Raw genomic sequence first — 23,764 nt, forward strand, 5'->3', positions numbered from 1 at the left:
AGGGCTAACCGTAGACAATGCGAAAGGGTGTACCCAACGGTGAGTCAAGGGCCCGATCCGGATGCGACCGACGGTTCGGTGACGGTGTCCCGCGACGGCGCAGTATTGCGGCTGATACTGGACCGCCCTGGTCGGCGAAATGCGCTGAGCCATCCGATGATCGACACGCTGGTCGACACGCTCACCGACGCTGCCACCGATGACGGACTGCGCGCGATACACATCACCAGTGCGGGAGACGACTTCTGTTCGGGGGCGGACTGGGTGGCCACCAACACCAGCGGAGAACGCCCCCGCACCGGCGATCTGGTGCGGCGGATACCGCTCACCGCGCACCGCGTGATCGAACTGGTCCAGACGGTCGCGCTGCCCGTGGTGTGCACGGTGCGCGGATGGGCGGTGGGCCTCGGCTGCAACCTCGCCCTGGCGGCGGACTTCACCGTGGCGGCCGACGACGCCGTCTTCTGGGAGCCGTTCATTTCCAGGGGTTTCAGCCCGGACTCGGGGGCGACGTGGCTGCTGCCCCGACTGGTCGGGGTGGCGAGGGCCCGGCGGATGCTGTTGCTCGGCGAGAAGGTGAGCGGCTCGAATGCCGCGGACTGGGGCATGATCCATCACGCCGCCACGGCGGCCGAACTGGATGGCGTCGTGAACGAACTACTGACCCGGCTGGCCTCCGGGCCCACCGTGGCGATCGGGCTGGCCAAGCAGGCCATCCGCACCGGGCAGGCGTCCACCCTGGAGCAAGCCATGACGCAGGAACTCTACGCCCTGGAGTTATCCAGCCGGACAAAGGATTTCAAGGAAGGCCTGGCGGCGTTCCAGGAACACCGCACGCCTGACTTCAACGGTCGATGACCGAAGGGAACAGCATGTCGTTCGACACGATCAAGTACGAGGTCGCCGACCACAAGGCCACCATCACGCTGAACCGCCCCGACGCGCTCAACGCACTGAGCCCGCACATGATCACCGAGTTGCGCACCGCCTACGACGCCGCCGAGAACGATGACGACGTCTGGATCCTGATCGTCACCGCCACCGGCCGGGCGTTCTGTACCGGTGCCGACGTCAAGGAGATCCCCGGCGACGGCAAGGTCCTCAACGAACGTCCCTACCTGTCCACCTTCGAACAGTGGGAGGCCCCGCAGGAGGGCACTCCCCCATTCCGGCGGATGGCCAAACCGGTGCTGGCCGCCATCAACGGACTGTGTTGCGGCGCCGGGCTCGACTGGGTGACGACGGGTGACGTCGTGATCGCATCGGAGCAGGCGACGTTCTTCGATCCCCACGTCAGCATCGGCCTGGTGGCCGGACGCGAGATGGTGCGGCTGGCGCGGGTGCTGCCGCGCAACGTCGCACTGCGCATGGCGATCATGGGCAAGCACGAACGGATGAGCGCGCAACGCGCCTTCGACCTGGGGATGATCACCGAAATCGTCGAACACGACCGGCTTCTCGAGCGCGCGCACGAGATCGCCGACGTCATCAACTCCAATGCGCCGCTCGCCGTGCGCGGCACCCGGTTGGCCATCCACAAGACGCTCGACCTCCCGCTGCACGAGGGCGAGATCCTCGCCGAGACGTTCCGTGAGCGGGTGGTGCGCACGGAAGACGCGCTCGAGGGGCCGCGGGCCTTCATGGAGAAGCGGGCCCCGAACTGGCAGTGCCGCTAATGACCTTCGAGACCGTTCTGCTCGACGTGGACGAAGCCGCGCACGTCGCCACCATCACGCTCAACCGGCCGGAACGGCTCAACGCCTTCAACCGCGCGATGTGTGAGGAAATGGTCCGCGTCTGGCGCACCATCAAACTCGACGAGCGCGTGCACGCCGTCGTGCTGCGCGCCGCAGGCGACCGCGCGTTCAGTGCCGGTCTCGACGTCAAGTCGTCGTACGGCCAGCCGGAGAACGTGTGGAACCACGAAGATCCTGGCGAGTTGCTGAGTCCGAAGTGGCAGAAGATGTGGAAACCCGTGGTGTGCGCCGTGCAGGGCATGTGCACGGCGGGCGCGTTCTACTTCGTCAACGAGTCCGACGTCGTGATCTGCTCCACCGATGCGACCTTCTTCGACTCGCACGTCAGTGCGGGGCTGGTGTCCGCACTCGAGCCCATCGGGTTGATGCGCAAGATTGGCCTTGGCGACACATTGCGAATGGCGTTGGTAGGCAACGACGAACGGGTCAGCGCCGAGACCGCGCTGCGGATCGGTCTGGTGACCGAGATCGTCGACGCCGACGACCTGTGGTCGCGGGCCCACGAAATCGCCAGCATGATCGCCGCGCACCCCACGTCGGCGACACAGGGCACGGTCAAGGCGATCTGGGAGTCACTGGACAAGCCCTATCGCGCAGCGCTCGACCAAAACCTCATCTACACCCGGCTGGGCAACCCGCTCGGTCAGGCCGAACTGGACCCCGGCCGCCGACCGCAGCCGCCGAGGATCCGCTGATGGTCCACCCGCTGAGCCAGCGGCTCGCCGACGTGTTGGAGCTGGCGCCCGACTCCCCCGCGCTCGAGTACGAGGGTCGGTGGTCGACATGGGGCGAGGTGGGCCTCCACGCCCGTCGCGTAGAGGCACTCGTCGCGCGCCACGGTGGCGGCCAACCCCAGGTCGGGGTGCTGCTCCGCAATACGCCGGCCCACGTCGCCACCTTCCTCGGCGTGCTGCTGGCCGAAGCGACGCTGGTGGTGATCAATCCCGCCCGCGGCGACGACCGCACCCGGTCCGACGTCGCGGCCATGCATCTGCCGCTGATCATCGGAACTGCCGACGACGTTGCCACGCTGGTCACCCCGGCGGACACGACGACCCTGCTGACCATCTCGGACCTCACCGACGCCCCGGAGGTGAGCGCGGCCACCGTGCCGACGACCGACGACGGCAGGCCCGGAGTCGCGGTGCGGATGTTGACCAGCGGCACCACCGGCCCGCCGAAACGCGTCGACCTGACCTACGACATGCTCGCCCGAAGCGTGCTCGGCGCCGGGCCGGACGCGGCCGCTCCCACCGAGCTGCGGCGCGGTGTCGCGATCGTCAACGCTCCCCTGGTGCACATCGGCGGTGTGTTCCGGGTGCTGCAGTGTGTCACCGAGGCGCGCCCGTTCGTCTTGCTGCCGCGCTTCGAGCTGGAGCGCTGGGCCGACGCGGTGCGCAAGTACCGCCCGAAGGCGGTATCGCTGGTGCCCGCAGCGCTGCGCATGGTGCTGCACTCCGAGCTCACGCGCGACGACTTGTCGAGCGTCAGGGCCGTCACGTCCGGCACCGCGCCGCTGTCGGCCGCGGACGCCGACGCCTTCACCGACAAGTTCGGCATCCCCGTGCTGACGTCCTATGCCGCAACCGAATTCGGCGGTGGCGTGGCCGGCTGGACATTGGCCGACCACCAGAGACACTGGCACGCCAAGCGCGGCAGCGTCGGTCGGGCCACCCTCGGCGCCCGGTTGCGGGTGGTCGACGCGGGAGGCAACGAGCTGGGCCCCGACGAGCCTGGACTGCTCGAGGTGAAGCCCGGCCAGTTCGGGCCTATGGCGGACTGGATTCGGACCACCGACATGGCACGCATCGACGCCGACGGCTTTCTCTGGATCCTCGGCCGTGCCGACCAGGCCATCATTCGCGGCGGGTTCAAGGTCATGCCCGACGACGTGCGCACGGCACTTGAGAGCCACCACGCCGTCGCTGGGGCGGCCGTCGTGGGGATCGCGGACGACCGCCTCGGCGAGACGCCGGTCGCGATGGTCGAGCTGCGCGACGAGGTCTCCTCCGACGATCTGGTCGAGTACCTGCGAATCCGGTTGGCGCGCTACGAGATTCCCGCCGAGATCGCGGTCGTCGACGCCATCCCGCGGACACCGTCGGGCAAGGCGGACTTGACTGCGGTCCGCAGGCACTTCACCGACCGCATTCCCAGTTCCCGGACCGAGCCGTGACGGTTGGTTCACTCACCGTGGCACGCGTCGTACGCGAGCAGGCGCAGACGCGTGGTCGGCATCCGCTGCTGGTCTGCGACGGCGATCAGTTGAGTTACGTCGATGCGGAACGCCGTTCGGCGAAGCTGGCCCGCGGACTCGTCGCCCTCGGAGCGGGCAAGGGCACCCACGTCGGGCTGCTCTACCCGAACGGTGCGGACTTCGTCGTCGGCATGCTGGCCGCCGCGCGGATCGGTGCCGTGGTCGTGCCGTTCACCACCTTCTCCACCGCGCGCGAACTCGGTGAACAACTGTCCGAAGCCGACGTCTCGATCCTGCTGGCCACGCGGCAGTTTCGGTCCCACGACTACACACGACGACTGTCCGAGGTGCTCGACGTCGAATTCTTCGACGTCACTGTGCCCGTATTCAGTTCTGCTGCACCGCAGTTGCGGCACGTGGCGTTCGACCAGTCCGACGTCGCAGCACGCGCGGAGACGGTCGACGACGCGTTGCTGCGGGCGCTGGAGGACGACGTCGACGGCTGCGACCCGCTCGTCGTCGTCTACACCTCTGGATCGACGGGTGCACCGAAGGGTGCCATCCACACCCACGCCGCGATGCTCACCCATCAGCAGAACCTCAACGCGATCCGTGGCCTCTCCGCCGACGACCGGCTGTTCTGCAACTCGCCGTTCTTCTGGGTCGGCGGTTTCGGATTCGCGCTGCTCGCCACGCTCGTCGCCGGAAGCACGCTGGTGTGCTCGAACGCCGTGGACACCGGCGAAACGCTGGATCTGCTCGAGGAGCAACGCCCGACCGTCACCAACGGATTCGCCGCCGCCATCGCACATCTCGCCCGTCACGACACCTTCAGCCGGCGCGACCTCTCCTCGATGCGACGAGGCAACCTCTACCCCATCATGCCTCCCGACGCTCGCCCGGCGGATCCCGAACTCCGGCACAACATGCTGGGCATGACCGAGGCCGGCGGCACCCTGCTGATCAGTGCCGACGAATCCGATCAGCCCGAGGTGCGGCGTGGCTCGTACGGCAAACCGGCACCGGGCTTCGAGATCAGGATCGTCGACGCGGACACCGGTGCGGTCGTGGCGCCAGGGGCCCTCGGGGAACTCCACATCCGCGGACCGCATCTGATGCAGCGCTACCACCGGCGAAGTCGCGAGGAGTGCTTCGACCCCGACAGCTGGTTCCACACCGGCGACCTGGTGTGCGCCGACCTCGACGGGTTCGTGTACTTCGTCGGGCGCAGGACGACGATGATCAAGACCTCCGGCGCCAACGTCTCGCCCGCCGAGGTCGAAAAGGTGATCGCGAGGGTCACCGGCGGGATGGTGGCGCACGTGGTGGGCATTCCGGATGCCGACCGCGGTGAGGTCGTCGCCGCGGTAGTGGTCACCGACGACGTCGACGGGTTCGACGAGATCGGATTGCGGGCGCTGTTGGGTACGGAGTTGTCCGCGTACAAGGTGCCGCGCAAGTTCGTCGCGTTACCAGCGGCCGCGATTCCCGTGCTGTCCAGCGGCAAGATCGACGTCCGGGGACTGCGGACGGTGTTCGATGTCTGACACCATCGACGCGCTCGTCAGGGTGCGCGCCGCTAGTGATGGCACCACACCGGCGGTGATCGACCCGACCGACCGGATCAACTATGCCACTCTCGATTCCGTATCCCTGCGACTCGCGGCCACGTTCGTCGAGCGGGGCGTCGGCAAGGGCAGCCGGGTAGGGCTGATCATGCCCAACGGTGTCGATTGGGTCTTGCTGGCCGTCGCGCTTACCAGGATCGGCGCCGTGTTGGTACCGCTGAGCACGCTGCTGTCACCCCGTGAGCTGGTGGCGCAGCTGCGCGTCGCCTCGGTCCAGTACCTGGTGGCCGTCGGCGAGTTTCGCGGTCACCGGTATCGCGACGAGCTGTGCGCAGAGCTGGAGATCTCGGGCTTCGGCGACGAGGCAATGCGGCATCCGAAACTTCCGGCGCTGCGCCACGTCTGGGCGCCCGATGCGTTGCTCGCCGCAGTCGCCCGTCCCGGCCCGACGCACGTGGTCGACGCGATGACCGCCGCCGTGACTCCCAGCGATCCGCTGGTGGTGATGTTCACCTCCGGCAGCACGGGCATGCCCAAGGGCGTCGTGCACTCCCACGGCAGCGCGCTGGGCGCGGTGCGGTCCGGCCTCGAACCGCGGTGCATCGGCCCCGGCACCCGGCTCTACCTTCCGATGCCGTTCTTCTGGGTCGGCGGTTTCGCGGGCGGCGTGCTGTCCGCGCTACTGGCCGGTGCGACCCTGGTCACCGAACCCTCGCCCCACCCGGACACCACCTTGCCACTGATCGAGCGGGAGCGGGTCACGTTGTTCCGCGGCTGGCCCGATCAAGCCGAAGCGCTTGCCCGCCACGCCGATTCGGCTGGTGCCGACCTTTCCCCGCTGCGACCCGGCAGCCTGGAGGCGTTGCTACCACCGGAGCAACGCGGCCGAAAGGGCACCCGGGCCACGTTGTTCGGCATGACCGAGGCGTTCGGGCCGTACTGCGGCTTCCGAGCCGACACCGACATGCCGGAATCCGCGTGGGGAAGTTGCGGCAGGCCGTTTTCCGGCATGGAGGTGCGCGTCGTCGACCTCGCCGACGGAACACCCGTGCCTCCCGGCAACGTCGGCATGATCCAGATCCGGGGACCGCACGCCCTGCGCGGCATCTGTAGGCGCAGCCGGGAGGACGTGTTCACCGCCGACGGCTTCTACCCCACCGGCGACCTCGGCCATCTGGACGAGGACGGGTTCATGTTCTACCACGGTCGATCCGACGACATGTTCAAGGTGAGCGGCGCAGGTGTCTGCCCCAGCGAAGTCGAGCAGGCCTTGCTTACCATCGCGGGCGTCGACGGTGCGTTCGTCACCAACGTTCCCGACGACCGGGGCGACCGGGTGGGTGCGGTCGTCGTGTGCGACACCGAAAGCACCACGGCGCGCGAGCTGCATGCCGCCGCCAGGTCGCTGTTGAGCTCGTTCAAGGTTCCCACCGTATGGCTGCTGCTGGACTCCGAGGACGACGTGCCGAGAGGATCCACCGGCAAGGCTGATGTCCAAGGGATTCGCGAAATGCTCACTGGCTCTCAGACACTGGAGATGCGGGTTCACTCAGGGGCCGCAAGGCCGGAGAAGGAGTTCGAATGACGGGTCGGCTCGAGGGCAAGGTCGCATTCATCACCGGGGCCGCACGGGGCCAGGGCCGCGCACATGCGGTGCGGATGGCCGCCGAGGGCGCGGACGTCATCGCGGTCGACATCGCGGGCAAGCTGCCCGACTGCGTGCCCTATCTACCGGCCAGCACCGAGGACCTCGACGAAACGGTCCGTCTGGTCGAGGCCACCGGACGACGGATCGTCGCCTCGGTGGTCGACACCCGCGACTACGACGGGATGTGCGAGGCGGTCAGCGCCGGTGTCGCGGAGCTGGGCCGCCTCGACGTCATCGTCGCCAATGCCGGCATCGCGGCACCGCAGGTCTGGAACGAGATCACGCCCGCCGACTTCCGCGACGTGATGGACGTCAACGTGACCGGCACCTGGAACGCCGTCATGGCCGGCGCGCAGCACATCATCGACGGCGGCCGTGGCGGATCGGTGATCCTGATCAGCTCGGCGGCGGGCGTGAAGATGCAGCCGTTCATGATCCACTACACCGCGAGCAAGCACGCGGTCACCGGCATGGCGCGCGCGTTCGCCGCCGAACTGGGCAGGCATTCGATCAGGGTCAACAGCGTGCATCCCGGAGCAGTCAACTCCGACATGGGATCCGGCGACATGATCGGTGCGATCGGCCGGACCATGGAGAGCAACCCTCAGCTGGCGCACATGATCACCCCGTTCCTGCCCACCTGGATTGCGGAGCCCGAGGACATCGCCGACGCCGTGCTGTGGCTCGCGAGTGACGAGTCGAGGTTGGTCACCGCGACGGCCATGTCGATCGACCAGGGCGCGACCCAGTACTGAGGCGGCGATGACGTCAGGGTGCGGGTGCGCGGTAACCGGCGGCAGACTGCCGCAGCTGCCAGATCTGAGCCGGGCACAGTTCCTGGCTGGCCTGGCTGAGCAGGTACGAGATCTGAAACTCGTCGGAGGTGTTGAAGTCGGACCGAATCGAATTCGCCAGATCGGCGTAGCTCTGGTGTTGACTGATCCGATCGCACAATCCGTAGCCGTAGTCGAGCGCCGCGCGGGCGTTCGGGAAGTTGTATCCGGGCCGTACCGTCACGTTGACGAGGTAGCCGATCTCGTCAGCACCCGACGGCGGTGCGGTGATCAAGGCGGCGCCCGCTGCGCAGGCCACCGCGGTCGTGATACCGGCGATGAAGCGCTTCACCCTACCCAGGATAACCCGGTGTGATGACCCCGAAACCGTTCGCCGACACCCTGGCACGACGTCTGGCCGGGTACCGCGACCAGCCGTTCATCGAGTTTGAGCGCACCTGGTACACGGGCGATGACGTCGCGGATCTTTCGGCCCGCATCGACCACGCCCTGACCGCCGCGGGCGTCTCGGCGGATGAGCCGGTCGGTGTCGTGGTGCGCAACCGGCTGGCCCACGCGGCGGCGGTGCTCGGCTTCGTCGCGACCGGACGGCCGGTGGTGATGATCTATTCCTTCCAGTCCGAACGGTCCATCGCTACCGACGTCGAAGGGCTTCGACTGCCGGCCGTGCTGGCCGACGCGCAGGACTGCACCGGTCCGGTCGTCGACGCTGCGCGGCGCACGGGTACGGCGGCGGTGGCGGTGTCCTCGGGGTCCGCAGGCAGTGCGCCGTCGGTCGAACTGCTCTCCGCCCGCGCACGAATCGAGGGCATCGAGCCCGACCCGGCGCTGCGGCTGGCAGGCGTGCACATCCTCACCAGCGGAACCACCGGACCGCCGAAGCGGGTGCCGATCAGGACCGCCGTGCTGCAACACACGGTGTTCAGCATCACCCACGGCCACACCACGTCGCCCGACGAGCCACCCGACGTGGTGTTCTGGCCGTTCGGCAGTATCGGCGTCTGTCAGCTGCTGGCCGCCGCATACACCGGCAAGCGCATGGTGCTGCTGGAGAAGTTCACCGTCGACGAATGGGTTCGCGCGGTGAAGACCTACCAGCTGCGCCGAGGCGGCGTGCAGCCGGCGATCGTGCGGATGCTGCTCGAATCGGACGTGGCCGCAGAGGACCTCGCATCGCTGGAGTACCTGGTCGGGGGCGCCGGCCCGCTGGAGCGCGAACTGCGGGAGGAGTTCGAGCGGCGGTTCGGCGTGCCGCTGTTGTGGGCCTACGGCGCAACGGAATTCGCGGGTTCGGTGTGCGGTTGGACGCCCGAGTTGCGGCACCGCTTCGGCGCCGACAAACCCGACAGCTCCGGAAGGCCACTGCCGGGCGTTCAGGTCCGGATCGTCGATTCCGACACCGGTCGGGAGGTGCCTGCAGGACAGCAGGGCATGCTCGAGGCCAGGGTCGAGGTGATGGGACCGGAGTGGGTGCGCACCACCGACGTGGCCGCGGTCGACGACGACGGCTTCGTCACGCTGTACGGCAGGGGCGACGGTGCCATCAACCGCGGCGGCTTCAAGGTGCTGCCCGAAACGGTGCGCAGGGTCCTGATCACCCATCCGGCGGTGCGCGACGCCTGCGTGGTGGGCGTTCCCGACCGCAGACTCGGCGAAGTACCCTTCGCCGCAGTCGAACTCAGGCGCGGGGCGACACCGCCGACCGAATCGGAATTGAAGGACCTGGTGCGCGACGCGTTGCCCAGCCATCACGTGCCCGTCGCGGTCGTCACCGCCGCCGAACTGCCCAGAAACGCGGCGATGAAGGTGAGGCCGGCGGACGTGGCGGCGTGGTACGGGCCGCAGGAGTGACCGGCCGTCGACTATGCGGTGGTGGCGCGCTCTGCTCGCACTCTTGCGCCCTCCACGCAGAATCAATGCCTCAACGCTGACGACGAACCACATCCGAGATCATCGATCGCAGCTGCCGGAACATACGATGAATTTTCTGCCCACCTCACAGCGACTTTCGCACTTAGCTGCACGAAAGTCGCTGATAGGTGGGCAATTCCACTATCATCGCGCCCAGTGGCCATTGATGCTCGACGGGACAATGGGGTAGCCGAAGCCGTTGTTGCGATGGCCCGGCCAGGAACCGACGCTTACGAGCCGGCCGCCTTGGCCGCGGATTCGCCGTCGGCGATGACGCCACGCTCGATCAGGTGGTCGGTGAGCGGCGCGACGCCGATCGTGAAGTGCTCCGCCATCGCCATCCTGGCGCGGGTTGCGTCCCGGTTCTCGAACGCGGCGATCACCCGGCGATGGTCCTTCATCGACTGGCGCGGCCAGCCGGCAAGGGTCGGGAACACCGACTCGGGGGCGTACCGCGTGATGCCCGACATGAACTGGGTGAGCTTCGGCGAGTCCGCCGCGACGTTGATGGTGCGGTGGAATTCGTGGTTGAGCCGCACGGTGCGCTCCAGGTCGTCCTGCTCGTAGGCCCGTTCCAGGTCATCCTGAATCGCGCGTAGGGCGGCCAATTGCTCATCGCTGATGTTCTCCGCGGCACGCGCTGCGAGCTCACCGCCGATGAAGGCCTGCACGTTGGCGACGTCGGCGATGTCACGCGCGGTGACCGGCAGCACCATGAATCCCCGTCGCGGCTGCTGCACCAGCAGTCCCTCGGCACGCAGGTTCAGCAGCGCCTCCCGCACCGGCGTGACGCTGATGCCGAGTTCGACCGCCAGCTGATCCAGCCGCAGATATTCGCCGGCGCCGTACGTGCCGTTGAAGATTCGCCGTCGCACGTAGCGCGCCACGTCGTCGGACAGCTGCGGCCTGGCGACGAAGTCGGGGTCAGATTCGGTACTCATGAAGGAGGCTCTTGCTGATGATCGTCTTCTGAATCTCGCTGGTGCCTTCACCGATGAGCAGGAACGGCGCATCGCGCATGAGCCGCTCGATCTCGTACTCCTTGGAGTAGCCGTAGCCGCCGTGGATGCGGAAGCTCTGCTGAGTGACTTCCGAACAGAACTCGCTGGCAAGGTATTTCGCCATTCCGGCCGCGACGTCGTTGCGTTCCCCCGAATCCTTCAGCCGCGCCGCATTGACCATCATCAGGTGAGCGGCTTCGACCTTCGTCGCCATCTCGGCCAGCTGAAAGGAGATCGCCTGATGATCGGCGATCGGCTTGCCGAACGTGCTGCGCTGCTGGGCGTAGCGGACGGCGAGCTCGAACGCCCTGATGCCGACACCGCAGGCACGCGCGGCGACGTTGACCCGGCCGACCTCGACACCGTCCATCATCTGGAAGAAGCCCTGCCCCGGCGCGTGGCCGAGGACGTCGTCGTCGCTGCACTGGTAGCCGTCGAAGATCAGCTCGGTGGTGTCGATGCCCTTGTAGCCGAGCTTGTCGAGCTTGCCGGGGATGGTCAGGCCGGGTGCCACCTCGCCGAAGCCGGCGGGCTTCTCGACGAGGAAGGCGGTCAGGTTGCGGTGCGGCTTGTCCGCTCCCTCGTCGGTCTTGATCAGCGCGGCCACCAGGGTGGAACTGCCGCCGTTGGTCAGCCACATCTTCTGTCCGGTGATGGTGTAGCCGCCGCCGGGATTGCGAACACCCTTGGTGCGAATGGCCGCAACGTCGGAACCCAGCTCGGGCTCGGACATCGAGAAGGCACCGCGGACCTCGCCGGTCGCCATGCGCGGCAGGAACCGTTGCTTCTGCTCCTCGGTGCCGTGCTGGCGCAGCATGTACGCCACGATGAAATGGGTGTTGATGACACCGGACACGCTCATCCAACCGCGGGCCAGCTCCTCCACGCACAACGCGTAGGTGAGCAACGATTCGCCGAGCCCGCCGTACGCTTCGGGGATCATCAGCCCGAACAGCCCCATCTCGCGCATCTGGTCGACGATGTGCTGCGGGTAGGTGTCGGAGTGCTCCAGCTCCTGGGCGTTGGGGATGACCTCCTTGTCGACGAATTGCCGTACGGTGGCCACGATTTCGGTCTGGAACTCCGTCAATCCGACGGTCTGTGCGAGGCGTGTCATGCGCTCACCCGTTCGAAGATCGCGGCGAGTCCCTGGCCGCCTCCGATGCACATGGTCTCCAGCCCGTAGCGGGCTCCGCGGCGGTCGAGTTCGCGTGCCAACGTCGCCAGCATCCGCCCGCCCGTGGCGCCCACGGGATGCCCGAGCGAGATGCCCGAACCGTGCACGTTGGTGCGCTCAGCGTCGGCGTCGGTGAAGCCCCACTCGCGCATCACGGCCAGGGCCTGCGCGGCGAATGCCTCGTTGAGCTCGATCAGGTCGACGTCGGACATCGTCAAGCCCGCCTTGGCCAACGCCAGCGCGGTCGCCGGGACGGGGCCGATCCCCATGACGTTCGGCGCCACTCCCGCCACGCCCCAGGACACCAGCCGGACATAGGGTCGCAGGCCCAGTTCGGCCGCCTTCTCCGGCGTGGTGACGATGCACATCGATGCCGCGTCGTTCTGACCACTGGAGTTGCCTGCGGTGACCGTGGCCTCTGGATCGTCGCGCAGCAGTACGGGTTTGAGTCGGCTCAACGACTCGACAGAGGTGTCGGCGCGGGGATGTTCATCGGTGTCGACGACCTCTTCGCCCTGACGGGTGGGCACGGTGACCGGGACGATCTCCTCGGCCAGGATCCCGTTCTTCTGCGCCGCCACCGCGCGCTGATGCGAGGCCACCGCGAGCTCGTCTTGTTCAGCGCGCGGGATGGCGTACTGGCGGCGCAGATTCTCGGCGGTCTCCAGCATGCCGCCGGGCACCGGGTAGTTGCGCCCGCCCGCAGTGGTGCGGCCGCGAGCCAGGCCGTCGTGCACCGTGATGCCGCCGCGCGACCCACCCCAGCGCATGTCGGTGGAGTGAAAAGCGACGTTGCTCATGCTCTCCGCGCCGCCGGCGATGACGAGATCGTTTGCGCCGGTGCCCACCTGGAGGCAGGCCTGGATCACGGCCTGTAGGCCTGATCCGCATCGACGGTCGAGTTGCATGCCGGGAACGGTCACGGGCAGGCCGGCATCCAGCGCCACCACCCGCCCGATCGCGGGCGCCTCACTCGACGGGTAGCAGTGGCCAAGGATGACGTCACCGACCTCGTCGGGTGCCACGCGCGTGCGCTCGAGCAGACCCCTCAGCGCCGCGACGCCCAGATCAACTGCCGTCAGGGACTTGAACATTCCGCCGTACCGGCCGATGGGCGTACGAACGGGTTCGCAGATCACGGCTTCGCGCATCAGATATGCCTTCCCCCAGTCACTTCCAGCACGGTCCCGGTCATGTACGACGACAGGTCCGAGGCGAGGAACAGCGCGACGTTGGCGACCTCGTCGGGCTCGCCCGCGCGCGCCATCGGGATCTCGGCCAGCTTGGCATCCCAGATCCGTTGCGGCATGGCCTCGGTCATCGCCGACCGGATGAGGCCAGGTTGGATGGCGTTGATCCGAACACCTAGATGGGCAACCTCCTTGGCCGCGGCCTTGGTTAGCCCGACGATGCCGGCCTTCGCCGCCGAGTAGTTGGTCTGGCCGACGAGGCCCACCTTGCCCGAGATCGACGAGATGTTGACGATCGCGCCACGCTTGTTCTCCCGCATGACGTCGGCCGCCTTGCGCGTGCCGTTCCAGGTGCCCTTCAGGTGCACCGAGATGACCTGATCGAACTGCTCCTCGGTCATCTTCCGCATCGTGGCGTCCCGCGTGATGCCCGCGTTGTTCACCATCACGTCCAGTCCGCCGAACGTATCGACCGCCGCGACCACCAAGGCTTCGACGTCGGCAGCGTTCGTCACGTCGCAGCGCACCCCTATCGCGACGCCGCTGCCGCCCAACTTCTCCACCGCCGCCGCGGTGGCATCGGGATCGAGATCGCCGAGCACCACCCGGGCCCCCTCGGTGACATAGCGTGCGGCGATCGCGAAGCCGATCCCCTGCGCTCCCCCCGTGACCACCGCGGTCCGTCCGTCGAGCAATGACATGTGGCGCCCCGTCCAATCTGAGAGGTTTACGGAATCCAACATAAAATATGATATTTGTAGCCAGCAAGTCCAACCAGCCTCAGGAGAGCGCCCCCATGGCAGACCCTGCTGTCTCAGAAGCCGACTTCCGGGACATCCTCGACGCGACGCGGCACTTCATCCGGTCGGTGGTGATGCCTCGTGAGCTGGAGATCATGACCGGCAACCGGGTGCCCGACGACCTCCGCGACCAGGCCAAGCAGATGGGCCTGTTCGGCTACGCGATACCGCAGGAGTGGGGCGGGCTCGGCCTGAACATCGCCCAGGACGTCGAATTGGCAATGGAGTTCGGCTACACCACGTTCGCCCTGCGGTCGATGTTCGGCACCAACAACGGCATCGCCGGCCAGGTACTCGTCGGATTCGGCACGGACGAACAAAAGACGCGCTGGCTTGACGGCATCGCCTCCGGCGAGGTCGTGGCGTCGTTTGCGCTGACCGAGCCGGGCGCAGGTTCGAATCCGGCCGGCCTGCGGACCAAGGCCGTTCGCGATGGCTCCGGGGACGACGCAGGCTGGGTGATCACCGGCCAGAAGCGGTTCATCACCAACGCGCCGAACGCGGACCTGTTCGTGGTCTTCGCGCGCAGCAGGCCCGCAGACGCCGACGGCCCTGGCATCGCGGTGTTCCTGGTGCCCGCCGACAGCGCCGGCGTGGTGATCGGCGCGAAGGACGCGAAGATGGGCCAGGAGGGCGCCTGGACCGCCGACGTCAGCTTCGACGACGTCCGAGTGGGTGCCGAGGCGCTCGTCGGCGGCGCCGAGGACATCGGCTACCGGGCGGCCATGACGTCACTGGCCCGCGGTCGCATCCACATCGCCGGGCTCGCCGTTGGCGCCGCGCAGCGCGCACTCGACGAGTCGGTGAGCTACGCCGCCACCGCCACCCAGGGAGGCACGCCGATCGGCGACTTCCAGCTGGTGCAGGCGATGATCGCCGATCAGCAGACCGGGGTGATGGCCGGGCGCGCGCTGGTGCGCGACGCCGCACGCCTCTGGCTCTCGGGCGAAGATCGTCGCATCGCCCCGTCCGCCGCGAAGCTGTTCTGCACCGAAATGGTCGGCAAGGTCGCCGATCTCGCCGTTCAGGTGCACGGCGGCAGTGGATACATGCGGGAGGTGCCCGTCGAACGCATCTACCGCGACGTCCGACTGCTCCGCCTGTACGAGGGCACCAGTGAGATCCAGCGGCTCATCATCGGTGGCGGGTTGGTCAGGGCCGCGCAGCGGTCGTCCTGACCCCTGCAGAGCCGCTCAGCCGATGTAGCGGACGATCGACTCCGCCACCGCAGCGGGCTTCTCGGATCCCTCGATCTCCACGGTGATCGTCGTGGTCGCCTGGACGGAACCGTTCAGCTGATTGACGGCCGTGAGCTCACCGCGCGCCCGCACCTTCGCGCCAACCTTGACTGGCGTAATGAAGCGCACCTTGTTGTAGCCGTAGTTGATGGCCATGGCGATGTTGTCCACCCGGTACAACTGGTGCGAGAAGTGCGGCAGCAGCGACAAGGTCAGCAGGCCGTGGGCGATGGTGCCACCGAACGGGCCGTTGGCCGCCTTCTCGGGGTCGACGTGGATCCACTGATGGTCGTCGGTGGCGTCGGCAAACAGGTTGACGCGGTCTTGAGTGATCTCCAGCCATTCGGTGGGACCGAATTGACTGCCTCTTGCCGCCGCGAACTCAACCAGACCCTCGAAGACCTTCACCGCACTCCTTAGAAATGATGCCGTTTCACTATGTGTAGCGCGTGGGGTATCCGGGACACCAGGGGGTACCCCGCTCCGGCATCCGTAGGCAGCGAAACGTGGGCGGAATCGAGCTTCCGACGCGGTCTGCAGGCCCACTTGCAGAAGCGCGTGGGAAACTCATTGCCTCGATTCCCGCCACCCACCAACCCCTGCGCGACGTTTGCCATCATCTCGCGATGACTACCGGACTGCAGGCATACCGGAAACTGTGGTAAGAAACTAATTCGCTAGGCTCAAGTTCCGATGCTTTAACGAGCAAACAACGGTCAATACTAGATCAACGCAATGGCTCGAAACGGCCACGAACAAGCGATACTTAGCGGGTATTTGCTACCCGTTGGATGCGCATATGCAGCGGCGCGTACGACAGCTGGGCCGCAGGGAGAACGGACACGTATGAGTGTTTCCACGCTGGATGCCAGCGATGCCGCTCCCCTTTGCCTAGACGGCAGCATCGAGTGGTCCGACCCGGACACGGAGTGCACGCTCGTGGTGTCCGAGCCGAAGTCCGAGCCGACACTGTGGGCCGAATACGTACGCGGAGCGCAGGACAGCTACCGCAAGCACGGCGTGGAACGCGCACTTGACCAGGCGTCATTGCGCCATCCCAGCGAAACTTCGCTGTTCCTCGGCGCCGTCGACCAGTCCGGCCGAATGGTCGCAGGCGTCCGCGCGAAGGGTCCCTACCTGGATGCCGACGAATCACACGCCACCATCGAGTGGGCCGGACAACCCGGTTTGCCCACGGTGAGAAAGTTGATCGCCGATCGAATACCGTTCGGCGTCGTGGAAATTAAAACGGCGTGGGTTGGCGATGATCCGGATCGAAATCGTTCGCTCACCAACGCCCTCGCCCGCTTTCCTTTGCATTCGACGATGTTGCTCGATGCGAAATTCGCCTTGGCCACTAGTGGGGACCACGTACTGGCTCGATGGCGCTCCTCGGGCGGGGTGGTGGCGTCGCAGGTTCCAGCCACGCCGTATCCGGACGAGCGATACCAGACCAAGATGATGTGGTGGGATCGGAGCACGTTCTCCCAGCATGCGGTGCCTCGGCAGATCTCGCGGATCGCAGCGGAGTTCCGGCTCCTGGCACGGCACCTGGACCGATCCGGGGAGTCCGTGCCGGTGGCCGGAGGGCAGCAATGACGGTCCATGCGGACCGGGATCAGGATCAACACCGAGCAATCATTCTCGACCCCCTCGATGCCGCTCAGAACACGTTGCTGGCCGAGCTGCGAGGCGATGCAGGCGTCGTCTTCACCGAGCACCTGGACCAACAGCGTGCCGCCCTGCGGGGGTTGATCCCGCCTCCCGGCCAGGAGCTGATCGACGAACCGACTCGCTGGGCCTACTACCCGTGGCGCCGGGCGGTCGTCGGCATCCTCGGTTCTGCTGCCTACCGACGGCTGCGACTGGACCGGAATCGTCACCTCATCACCGCGGAGGAACAGGAGCGGCTCGGCACGCTGAGAGTCGGCGTCATCGGACTGAGCGTCGGGCACGCCGTCGCACATACCCTCGCGGCGCAAGGCCTGTGCGGCGAACTGCGGCTTGCCGACTTCGACGAGATCGAGTTGACGAATCTCAACCGGGTCCCGGCTTCGGTGTTCGACCAGGGCCTCAACAAGGCAATCGTCGCGGCCAGGCGCATCGCCGAGCTGGATCCCTACCTTTCGGTGACGGTAGACACGACCGGCGTCACGCCGGAGTCCGTCGACGAATTCCTGGACGGTTTGGACGTCGTCGTCGAGGAGTGCGATTCCCTAGACGCCAAGGTTCTGGTGCGCGAAAGGGCCCGGGCCAAGCGCATTCCCGTGTTGATGGCCACCAGCGACAGGGGGCTGATGGACGTGGAGCGCTTCGACCTCGACCCGACGCGTCCGGTCCTGCACGGCCTGCTCGGCGGTCTCGCCGCCGCCGACCTCGCGAACCTGTCCGCCGAGGACAAGGTCCCGCACGTGCTGCGGCTCCTCGACGCGGATGGACTTTCGCCGCGCATGGCGGCGTCGCTGTTCGAGGTGGGCAAGACGCTGTCCACCTGGCCACAGCTGTCGGGCGAAGTGTCGCTCGGGGCTGCCGTGGTTGCCGAGGCCGTGCGGCGGATCGGACTGCGCGAACACCTGCCCTCCGGCCGGGTACGGATCGACGCGGGTGCCGTGCTCGATCGAATCGACGACCCGCTCACCCATCCCGATCCCCCATCGGCCACCCCGGTCGACGACGATCCGGAGCCGCCCGCTGAGTTGTCCGGCGCCGTTGCCGCCGCAGCCCTGCGCGCCCCCTCCGGTGGAAACGCTCAGCCGTGGCACGTCGAGGTGGCCGACAGCTCCGTGACGCTTCGCCTCGCCACCGAGTACACGTCGACCATGGACGTGGGGTTCCGCGCCAGCGCCGTCGCGATGGGCGCGGCAACCTTCAACGCCCGCGTCGCCGTCGCGGCTCGTGGACACCGCGGCGAAGTCACCCTCGCACCGGGCGGCGAGCACACACCGCTGATCGCCACCGTGCGGTGGGCAAGCGGCGAGGAACCCGAACTGGCCGACCTCCACGAACCCATGCTGGCGCGGGAGACCAACCGCCACCACGGGACATCCGTTCCAATCGGCGACGACCTCGCGACCGCGCTGAGGACGGCCGCCGAACGAGAAGGGGCCAGCCTGCGACTCCTGACGTCGCGCAACGAAATCCAGTCCAGCGCCGCGCTTCTTGCCGCAGCCGACCGGATTCGGTATCTCACACCGCACCTGCACGCCGAGATGTTCGCCGAGATTCGCTGGCCACTCGACCCAGCACCCGAGTCCGGCATCGACGTACGCAGCCTGGAGCTGTCCCCTGCGGACTTCGCCGTGCTGAACGTGCTCCGGCGCCCCGAGGTGGTGGCCCAGCTCGCCGAGTGGGACGCCGGCGAGGTGCTCGGCGAAGACACCCGCGACAGGGTGAATGCCGGTGCCGCAGTCGGCGTCGTCTCGATGCGCGGCGACACACTGGCCGACTATGCGCGGGCCGGATCGGCAGTGGAGGCCGTCTGGATCACCGCGGGGCGGTACGGCTTGGCCGTACAACCGGTTTCACCGGTCTTCCTCTACGCCCATGGCCGCCGCGACATGGCGGAGTTGTCGCCGGCCTTCCAGCACGAGCTCGAGCGACTGCAATACAATTTCCGAGAATTGGCGAGCACACCACCGGACGAGTCGCAGGCACTGGTGCTCAGGTTTACCAGGGCCCCGCGACCGTCGGTACGCAGCCGCCGCCGCGCGAATCGCCAGTGCCTTCCTCCGCAAGGCTGACGAGATACCGGAGGAACGGGTGCCAAGCAGCCTCGACGTCGTCGTCACCGAAGTCGCAACGCGACTCATGGCGGTCGATGCCGCGACCTCGCCGGCGGTGAGCCAGCAGGTGCTGGGCGAGCTCGTCGCCCACTTCGACGTCAATGTCAGCTTTCTGCGCCACAATGACCACCGCATTCATGCCACCAGGCTGATCGCCGAGTGGCCGCCGCGGCCAGCGATCTCGGAAGTCGATCCGCTCGAACTGATCTACTTCGCCGACGCCGACCCGGTTTTCGCGCTCGCGGAGAACCTCCGCGAGCCGACGGTGTTTCGCGCCGAGTCGACCGAGGACTACCAACGCACCATCGAAGAGGGCAGGCAGGTGCCCACCACCTCCATGGCATGCGTGCCGTTGTTGTCCGGTGAGGTCACGACGGGGGTGCTCGGTTTCGTCAAATTTGGCATCCGCGAATGGAGTACGGCAGAACTCAATGCGTTGATGGCGATCGCGTCACTATTCGCACAGGTGCAGGCGCGTGTGGAAGCCGAAGACCAACTTCGGTACCTGGCCGAGCATGACGACCTGACGGGGCTACACAATCGCCGCGCGCTGCTGAGACACCTCGAGGCGCGACTGATGCCGGGGCAGCCTGGTCCCGTTTCGGCGCTGTTCATAGATCTGGACAGGCTGAAGGCCATCAACGACTACCTCGGCCACACGGCAGGCGACCGCTTCATCCGGGCGCTGGCCGACCGACTGGAGGAGGCGACCAGAGGCCAGGACATGATCGCGCGTCTCGGAGGCGATGAGTTCGTGGTGGTACCCGCATCGCCCCTGTCGACGGAGGCGGCTGAAGCGCTGGGCTCCCGACTGCAATCGATCCTGCGCGAACGGGTCACGATCGACGGCGAAATGCTCACGCGGACGGTGAGCATCGGCGTCGCCCTCGGCATGCCGGGGCGAGACACCACCTCGGATTTGATTCGCCGCGCCGACCAGGCCGTGCTCACGGCGAAGGGCGCGGGCGGGAACCAGGTTGCGGTGTTCTCCGCCGAGATGTCGCTGAAGTCGGAGTTCCGCAACGACATCGAGTTGCATCTGCAGAGCGTCATCGAAAACGGCGCGCTGTTCCTGCGATATCTACCCGAGATCGACATGCGCACGGGTGAGGTGCTCGCCACGGAGGCGTTGGTCCGATGGCAGCATCCGACCCGCGGACTGCTCTCGCCTGCCTCCTTCATCGCGGTCGCCGAATCCATCAATCTCGCAGGGGAACTCGGGCGGTGGGTAATGCGCACCGCATGTGCAGAGTTCGCCAGGTGGCGTTCCCGCGGCTTCGGCCTCGACACCGTCTTGCGGTTGAACGTCTCTCCGGTGCAACTGGTTTCGGATGGCTTCGTCGAGTCCGTGGCCAGCACCCTGCGCGAGTTCGATCTCGAGCCGGGTTCGGTGTGTCTGGAGATCACCGAGAGCGTGGTGGTCCAGGACCTGGAGACCACCAGCATCACGTTGGCAGGTCTCAAGCGGGCGGGCGTCCAGCTCGCTATCGACGACTTCGGCACCGGCTACAGCGTGTTCTCACATCTCAAGGCCTTGCCCGTCGACCTGCTGAAGATCGACCGGGGATTCGTCGCGGACCTTGGCGCCAATCCCGACGACCTTGCGATCGTTCGGGCCATCATCGCGCTTGCAGAGGCGTTCGGACTTCAGCTGGTCGCCGAGGGTGTCGAGACAGAGGCCGCCGCGGTCACGCTGCTGCGCCATGGCTGCCACCGCGCGCAGGGGTTCCTGCTGTCGCATCCCCTCAGCGGGGAGGACATGGAGGCGCTATTGGCCAAAGGACGGGTGCCCGTGCACTTTTCGGTAACGCCAAGCGTCTGACGGCACTTGCCGGGACTCGTGCAGATGGCCGCGCAGCTGGCGGCCCGACGCCGCGCAAACCGGCCGATCGACGACCGGCGCTGCCACGGTGGTGACCAGCTCGACGCGCGCGAAGCGGCTGGCGGTCCGCCCGACGAGGCACACCTGCTTGCAGTCATCCGAGGACGGGTCGTCGTTCAGGCGCACGCTCGGAGCCTGTTCGTGCTCGGGGGGTGACAACGTCACGCCGCGGCGGGTGCGCACGGCGAATGGGCCGTCGGGCGTGTCGAGCACGACGCCGACGATGATGTCCTCATCCCAGACCAGCCGTTGCAGCGGACTGGCCGCGAGCACCTCGACATCGCGCTCACCTGCCTGCGCGGCCATCCAGCCGAGCAACTCGTGTTCGCCGAGACCGTCGTACCAGTCCAGTTCGCCGAGCGGCGTGACCGCGACGAACTCACCATCGGACGAGCGCATCCTCGGGTGTTTCACATCGACGACGAATGAGGACAACAGTCCGTACGGCGAACCGAGGCATTGGCCATCCCACGTCCGGATCGCGGCACCGAAGAAGGGCTCGACGGTGCGCTCGTCGGCCGTCCACTCGCTTGCCACCCGCGTCGGCACCCGTGCGGTGTCCGCGCCGTGAGCCAGCGGGACGAGGCCCTCGGTGAGGGCCGAGAAGTACTCATTGGTGTCGACGTCGACCGTCTCGTGCTGCAGCCACCCGCCTAGGGATCCGACACGCCGACGGGTGACCAGCGACGATCCGTCATGGTCGCGACCGGGTGCCGTGCTCGCGACGATCACGTCCGCACCGGCGTCGACGGCGGCAATGGCGCTTGCCAGGCCACCGACCCCGGCACCGATGCAAACCAGGTCGACTTCTGTGTCCCACATCTGCGTTGACTACCTCGTCTCTGCTGGAGCGGAGCGGTGATTCTGGTGTGGGCGCAGCCGCAGACCGAGAGTCATCACAACGCGTACTTTACATACCTTTGGAATGTTCTGCTGCCCTGGTGATGACTTAAAGTCTGGAGCAAAATTGGTCACCGTCCCCCGGGGCGTCAAACAGGAGAAATGCCGGGAATCGAGTAATCATCGGTCGGCTGGAGATTGGGAAGGCGTAGTGGTGACCGAGCAGGTCGACGGACGGGGCGGGACGACGCGGCTGCAGATCCTGCATGCCGCGGCTCACCAGTTCGCCGCCCGTCCCTACAGCGAGGTAAACCTCGATGACATCCTGGCCAGTGCGGACGTGACCAAGGGCGCCCTCTACTCCCACTTCCGGTCGAAACACGCGCTGGCCGCCGCGATCGTCGAACACCGCGGCGAACTGGACAAGGTGGCGTTCGAACAATCGTCGAATCGCGGACTCCGAGGATTCGAGACCATGATCGATGTCGCCTACATGATCGCCGTGGCCGACATCTCCGAGGACATGTGCCGCGCCGGTCTCAATCTGCTCGAGTCCATCGGCCGCTTCGACGGGCTTCAGGCAAAGGTTCTCGACAACTGGGTAGTCGCCTTCGCGGCGATGACACGCCGTGCCATCGCCGAAGGAGACGTGGTCGCCGGAAGCGACCCAGAGCACGTGGCACGGTTGATGGTCGCGTTGTATCTCGGCCTGCGTCAGACGAGCAATCTCGACGAACCCGACACGTACATCGGTCATTTCGAGTCGGCCTGGCTAATGGTCCTGTCCGGCTTCGCGAACCCTGAAAGCATCGCTTACTTCGCGGGGTTCATCCGACGCCGCTCGGCACTCGCGATCAAGAATACCGTCCCTTTGCACGCCGACAATCTATGATCCGATGGACGCCGAAGGCGCGGTCGATATCAGCTGATGGAGGTGCACGAAGATGGTGCGCCAGGCCAGATCCGAAGCCACCCGGCGAAGGATCATCGATTCAGCCGTAGAGCTCATCAACGAGATTGGTTATCCCGCTAGCGGACTGGCCGACATCATCGAGCGTGCGGAACTCACGAAGGGCGCCCTCTACTACCACTTCGACTCGAAGGAGGCGGTGGCCACCGCCATCATCGAGGAAGGCACCGCCACGGTGGTCGGCGCCTACCGCTCCGCCGCCAGAACGAGTTCCCCCGCGCTGGAGAACATCGTGCACGGCATCTTCACGGTTGCCGATGCCATCAACGCCGACAGCGTCGCTGAGGCGGCGTGTCGGCTGCTGCGCACCTTCGGCGGATTCAATCCGGTCGCCAAGGCGACGTACGGCATCCTCCAAGACGAGCTCGCCGTCGGCGTGACGTCCGCCCTCGAGGAGGGCGACCTCCGGTCCGACATCGAGGCCGACACGATCGTCGCCGCGGTCCTCGCCTCGATGCTGGGAGCAGAAATGGTCTCGAGCGCGTTGGCCGACGGCCGCGATCTGCGCCGGCGTTTCGCACTCAACTTGGAGGTCCTGCTGCCTGCGATCGTCCGTGCCGACTCGCTGAACTACTACCGGGAGTTCCTCGCTCGTCAGTCGATGCGCAACTCGCCGTCGAGCCGATAGCCGGCCGTCAGAGCCCGTCGGACCACAGCTTCTCGGTGAGATCCTGGAACGTGGCGAGCGCGACGGGATCATTGCCCCGAAGCAGCGCCGACTTGCTCATCCGAGCGCGCACGATCGAACCGTCCCGATGGCGCAACGCGACGACCAGGCCGGCGTGGGCGCGCAGAACGGACAACACCGATTCGTCGGTCGGCATCGTGTGAAACAGTCGTCGGAACGTCGAGTTCGTCACTTCGTCGACGTCCCTGCCCACCATCTCGCCGAAGGCGCCGTTGGCGAAGAGCACCGAGCCGTCCTCGGCGATCGCCAGGACGGGCACCGGAAATCGCTCCAACACCACCAACGCGGGCAATTCGGTCAGGAGTGCCATCGGCGACTTCG

General features: G+C 66.9%; 22 protein-coding genes. 14 read left to right on the top strand and 8 right to left on the bottom strand.

Annotated elements, in window-relative coordinates; genetic code table 11:
- Nucleotides 1–39 precede the first annotated feature (39 nt).
- The 7 genes from N536_RS0110510 to N536_RS0110540 are packed head-to-tail and all read left to right on the top strand — an operon-like array spanning nt 40 to nt 7,925.
- Nucleotides 40–858 carry an enoyl-CoA hydratase/isomerase family protein gene (locus N536_RS0110510; protein ID WP_029113572.1) on the top strand — a complete coding sequence of 273 codons (819 nt, stop codon included), beginning with the start codon at nt 40–42 and terminating at the stop codon, nt 856–858.
- A gap of 14 nt (nt 859–872) precedes the next feature.
- On the top strand, nt 873–1,676 hold the full coding sequence (locus tag N536_RS0110515; RefSeq protein ID WP_231514477.1) for an enoyl-CoA hydratase/isomerase family protein: 804 nt from the start codon (nt 873–875) through the stop codon (nt 1,674–1,676).
- Nucleotides 1,676–2,452, top strand: a complete 777-nt coding sequence (locus tag N536_RS0110520; RefSeq protein WP_029113574.1) for an enoyl-CoA hydratase/isomerase family protein — start codon at nt 1,676–1,678, stop codon at nt 2,450–2,452. Before N536_RS0110515 ends, N536_RS0110520 begins: the two co-directional genes overlap by 1 nt.
- The gene (locus tag N536_RS0110525; RefSeq protein WP_029113575.1) at nt 2,452–3,933 is read left to right on the top strand and encodes a class I adenylate-forming enzyme family protein; all 1,482 of its coding nucleotides are present in this window, start codon (nt 2,452–2,454) and stop codon (nt 3,931–3,933) included. Before N536_RS0110520 ends, N536_RS0110525 begins: the two co-directional genes overlap by 1 nt.
- Nucleotides 3,930–5,501, top strand: a complete 1,572-nt coding sequence (locus N536_RS0110530) for a class I adenylate-forming enzyme family protein (RefSeq protein WP_029113576.1) — start codon at nt 3,930–3,932, stop codon at nt 5,499–5,501. Before N536_RS0110525 ends, N536_RS0110530 begins: the two co-directional genes overlap by 4 nt.
- The gene (locus N536_RS38005; RefSeq protein ID WP_051574398.1) at nt 5,494–7,107 is read left to right on the top strand and encodes a class I adenylate-forming enzyme family protein; all 1,614 of its coding nucleotides are present in this window, start codon (nt 5,494–5,496) and stop codon (nt 7,105–7,107) included. The genes N536_RS0110530 and N536_RS38005 overlap by 8 nt, the downstream gene beginning before the upstream one ends.
- Nucleotides 7,104–7,925: a mycofactocin-coupled SDR family oxidoreductase gene (locus tag N536_RS0110540; RefSeq protein WP_029113577.1), complete on the top strand. Its 822-nt coding sequence runs from the start codon at nt 7,104–7,106 to the stop codon at nt 7,923–7,925. The genes N536_RS38005 and N536_RS0110540 overlap by 4 nt, the downstream gene beginning before the upstream one ends.
- Before the next feature lie 13 nt (nt 7,926–7,938).
- On the opposite strand, the gene N536_RS0110545 is transcribed toward N536_RS0110540, so the two are convergent.
- Entirely contained in the window at nt 7,939–8,295 is a 357-nt protein-coding gene (locus tag N536_RS0110545; RefSeq protein ID WP_029113578.1) for a DUF732 domain-containing protein, read from the bottom strand.
- Between the two features lie 23 nt (nt 8,296–8,318).
- Between N536_RS0110545 and N536_RS0110550 the strand changes: the two genes are divergently transcribed.
- Nucleotides 8,319–9,815 carry a class I adenylate-forming enzyme family protein gene (locus N536_RS0110550; protein WP_029113579.1) on the top strand — a complete coding sequence of 499 codons (1,497 nt, stop codon included), beginning with the start codon at nt 8,319–8,321 and terminating at the stop codon, nt 9,813–9,815.
- A 290-nt stretch (nt 9,816–10,105) separates the two neighbouring features.
- Here the strand turns inward: N536_RS0110550 and N536_RS0110555 are convergent, their stop codons facing one another.
- Genes N536_RS0110555 through fabG form a run of 4 tightly spaced genes read right to left on the bottom strand, consistent with a single transcriptional unit; the run spans nt 10,106 to nt 13,944 of the window.
- The gene (locus N536_RS0110555) at nt 10,106–10,816 is read right to left on the bottom strand and encodes a GntR family transcriptional regulator (RefSeq protein ID WP_029113580.1); all 711 of its coding nucleotides are present in this window, start codon (nt 10,814–10,816) and stop codon (nt 10,106–10,108) included.
- Nucleotides 10,800–11,993 carry an acyl-CoA dehydrogenase family protein gene (locus N536_RS0110560; RefSeq protein WP_029113581.1) on the bottom strand — a complete coding sequence of 398 codons (1,194 nt, stop codon included), beginning with the start codon at nt 11,991–11,993 and terminating at the stop codon, nt 10,800–10,802. Before N536_RS0110560 ends, N536_RS0110555 begins: the two co-directional genes overlap by 17 nt.
- Nucleotides 11,990–13,204, bottom strand: a complete 1,215-nt coding sequence (locus N536_RS0110565; RefSeq protein WP_029113582.1) for an acetyl-CoA C-acetyltransferase — start codon at nt 13,202–13,204, stop codon at nt 11,990–11,992. Before N536_RS0110565 ends, N536_RS0110560 begins: the two co-directional genes overlap by 4 nt.
- On the bottom strand, nt 13,204–13,944 hold the full coding sequence (fabG, locus tag N536_RS0110570; RefSeq protein ID WP_029113583.1) for a 3-oxoacyl-ACP reductase FabG: 741 nt from the start codon (nt 13,942–13,944) through the stop codon (nt 13,204–13,206). Before fabG ends, N536_RS0110565 begins: the two co-directional genes overlap by 1 nt.
- Nucleotides 13,945–14,039: 95 nt before the next feature.
- Between fabG and N536_RS0110575 the strand changes: the two genes are divergently transcribed.
- Nucleotides 14,040–15,221 (top strand): acyl-CoA dehydrogenase family protein, encoded by a 1,182-nt coding sequence (locus N536_RS0110575; protein WP_029113584.1) that lies wholly within the window; start codon nt 14,040–14,042, stop codon nt 15,219–15,221.
- A gap of 15 nt (nt 15,222–15,236) precedes the next feature.
- Here the strand turns inward: N536_RS0110575 and N536_RS0110580 are convergent, their stop codons facing one another.
- Nucleotides 15,237–15,689 (bottom strand): MaoC family dehydratase, encoded by a 453-nt coding sequence (locus N536_RS0110580; RefSeq protein WP_029113585.1) that lies wholly within the window; start codon nt 15,687–15,689, stop codon nt 15,237–15,239.
- 438 nt (nt 15,690–16,127) lie between these two features.
- Here N536_RS0110580 and N536_RS0110585 point away from each other — a divergent pair, with 438 nt between their 5' ends.
- From N536_RS0110585 to N536_RS0110595, 3 genes are all read left to right on the top strand, one after another.
- The gene (locus tag N536_RS0110585; RefSeq protein WP_029113586.1) at nt 16,128–16,880 is read left to right on the top strand and encodes a hypothetical protein; all 753 of its coding nucleotides are present in this window, start codon (nt 16,128–16,130) and stop codon (nt 16,878–16,880) included.
- Entirely contained in the window at nt 16,877–19,021 is a 2,145-nt protein-coding gene (locus N536_RS0110590; RefSeq protein WP_029113587.1) for an Rv1355c family protein, read from the top strand. The genes N536_RS0110585 and N536_RS0110590 overlap by 4 nt, the downstream gene beginning before the upstream one ends.
- Nucleotides 19,022–19,088: 67 nt before the next feature.
- Nucleotides 19,089–20,885 (top strand): EAL domain-containing protein, encoded by a 1,797-nt coding sequence (locus N536_RS0110595; protein ID WP_051574419.1) that lies wholly within the window; start codon nt 19,089–19,091, stop codon nt 20,883–20,885.
- Here the strand turns inward: N536_RS0110595 and N536_RS0110600 are convergent.
- Complete coding sequence (locus tag N536_RS0110600; protein WP_029113589.1) at nt 20,832–21,767, bottom strand: hypothetical protein; 936 nt, start codon at nt 21,765–21,767, stop codon at nt 20,832–20,834. The genes N536_RS0110595 and N536_RS0110600 overlap by 54 nt on opposite strands.
- A gap of 229 nt (nt 21,768–21,996) precedes the next feature.
- Here N536_RS0110600 and N536_RS0110605 point away from each other — a divergent pair, with 229 nt between their 5' ends.
- Nucleotides 21,997–22,677 carry a TetR family transcriptional regulator gene (locus tag N536_RS0110605; protein WP_369798411.1) on the top strand — a complete coding sequence of 227 codons (681 nt, stop codon included), beginning with the start codon at nt 21,997–21,999 and terminating at the stop codon, nt 22,675–22,677.
- A gap of 52 nt (nt 22,678–22,729) precedes the next feature.
- The gene (locus tag N536_RS0110610) at nt 22,730–23,383 is read left to right on the top strand and encodes a TetR/AcrR family transcriptional regulator (RefSeq protein WP_029113591.1); all 654 of its coding nucleotides are present in this window, start codon (nt 22,730–22,732) and stop codon (nt 23,381–23,383) included.
- A 7-nt stretch (nt 23,384–23,390) separates the two neighbouring features.
- Here the strand turns inward: N536_RS0110610 and N536_RS0110615 are convergent, their stop codons facing one another.
- Nucleotides 23,391–23,753 carry a PAS domain S-box protein gene (locus N536_RS0110615; RefSeq protein ID WP_029113592.1) on the bottom strand — a complete coding sequence of 121 codons (363 nt, stop codon included), beginning with the start codon at nt 23,751–23,753 and terminating at the stop codon, nt 23,391–23,393.
- Nucleotides 23,754–23,764 lie beyond the last annotated feature (11 nt).

Origin of the sequence: Mycobacterium sp. URHB0044, from assembly GCF_000620625.1 — a bacterium.
In the GTDB taxonomy this organism is placed as follows: Bacteria; Actinomycetota; Actinomycetes; order Mycobacteriales; family Mycobacteriaceae; genus Mycobacterium.

What these genes read in the sequence shown, in the direction of transcription:
- N536_RS0110565 (WP_029113582.1), bottom strand. Translation starts at nt 13,204, where the DNA reads ATGCGCGAAGCCGTGATCTGCGAACCCGTTCGTACGCCCATCGGCCGG.
- N536_RS0110575 (WP_029113584.1), top strand. Translation starts at nt 14,040, where the DNA reads ATGGCAGACCCTGCTGTCTCAGAAGCCGACTTCCGGGACATCCTCGAC.
- N536_RS0110540 (WP_029113577.1), top strand. Translation starts at nt 7,104, where the DNA reads ATGACGGGTCGGCTCGAGGGCAAGGTCGCATTCATCACCGGGGCCGCA.
- N536_RS0110595 (WP_051574419.1), top strand. Translation starts at nt 19,089, where the DNA reads ATGGCGGTCGATGCCGCGACCTCGCCGGCGGTGAGCCAGCAGGTGCTG.
- N536_RS38005 (WP_051574398.1), top strand. Translation starts at nt 5,494, where the DNA reads ATGTCTGACACCATCGACGCGCTCGTCAGGGTGCGCGCCGCTAGTGAT.
- N536_RS0110590 (WP_029113587.1), top strand. Translation starts at nt 16,877, where the DNA reads ATGACGGTCCATGCGGACCGGGATCAGGATCAACACCGAGCAATCATT.
- N536_RS0110525 (WP_029113575.1), top strand. Translation starts at nt 2,452, where the DNA reads ATGGTCCACCCGCTGAGCCAGCGGCTCGCCGACGTGTTGGAGCTGGCG.
- N536_RS0110600 (WP_029113589.1), bottom strand. Translation starts at nt 21,767, where the DNA reads ATGTGGGACACAGAAGTCGACCTGGTTTGCATCGGTGCCGGGGTCGGT.
- N536_RS0110555 (WP_029113580.1), bottom strand. Translation starts at nt 10,816, where the DNA reads ATGAGTACCGAATCTGACCCCGACTTCGTCGCCAGGCCGCAGCTGTCC.
- N536_RS0110615 (WP_029113592.1), bottom strand. Translation starts at nt 23,753, where the DNA reads ATGGCACTCCTGACCGAATTGCCCGCGTTGGTGGTGTTGGAGCGATTT.
- N536_RS0110515 (WP_231514477.1), top strand. Translation starts at nt 873, where the DNA reads ATGTCGTTCGACACGATCAAGTACGAGGTCGCCGACCACAAGGCCACC.
- N536_RS0110585 (WP_029113586.1), top strand. Translation starts at nt 16,128, where the DNA reads ATGAGTGTTTCCACGCTGGATGCCAGCGATGCCGCTCCCCTTTGCCTA.
- fabG (WP_029113583.1), bottom strand. Translation starts at nt 13,944, where the DNA reads ATGTCATTGCTCGACGGACGGACCGCGGTGGTCACGGGGGGAGCGCAG.
- N536_RS0110610 (WP_029113591.1), top strand. Translation starts at nt 22,730, where the DNA reads ATGGTGCGCCAGGCCAGATCCGAAGCCACCCGGCGAAGGATCATCGAT.
- N536_RS0110550 (WP_029113579.1), top strand. Translation starts at nt 8,319, where the DNA reads ATGACCCCGAAACCGTTCGCCGACACCCTGGCACGACGTCTGGCCGGG.
- N536_RS0110520 (WP_029113574.1), top strand. Translation starts at nt 1,676, where the DNA reads ATGACCTTCGAGACCGTTCTGCTCGACGTGGACGAAGCCGCGCACGTC.
- N536_RS0110560 (WP_029113581.1), bottom strand. Translation starts at nt 11,993, where the DNA reads ATGACACGCCTCGCACAGACCGTCGGATTGACGGAGTTCCAGACCGAA.